This window comes from Pseudotenacibaculum sp. MALMAid0570 (assembly GCF_040151415.1).
GTDB lineage: Bacteria > Bacteroidota > Bacteroidia > Flavobacteriales > Flavobacteriaceae > Polaribacter.
This window is the reverse complement of record NZ_JBDKWF010000021.1, coordinates 1-350: the sequence shown is the minus strand read 5'-3', so window position 1 is coordinate 350 and position 350 is coordinate 1. Positions and strand designations below refer to the sequence as shown.

General features: G+C 43.4%; 1 protein-coding gene. It reads left to right on the top strand.

From position 1 onward, the window contains the following. The coding region (locus AAON49_RS00095) for a YDG domain-containing protein (protein WP_349551731.1) at positions 1 to 350 on the top strand (350 nt) is incomplete at both ends.

Sequence of the window (350 nt, the reverse complement as noted above, 5' to 3'; positions counted from 1 at the left end):
ACAGCTACTTTAAGTGGAGTTCTTGGAGGAGATGATGTAAGCTTAAGCGGCTCAGGAGTGTTTACTTTTGCGAGTGCAAATGTAGGAACAGGTATTACCATTACTACTTCAGGGTTTACCTTAAGTGGAGCAGATGCAGGGAAGTATAGTTTAACGCAACCTACTTTGTCGGCAGATATTACCGCAGCAGAACTCACAATCGTGGGACTTACAGGAGATAATAAAGTTTATGATGGGACGACAGCAGGATCAGCTTCAGGAACTGCTACTTTAAGTGGAGTTATAGGAGCAGATGATGTTGTTTTAGGAGGAAGTCCAGTGTTTACGTTTGCGAGTGCAAATGTAGGCAC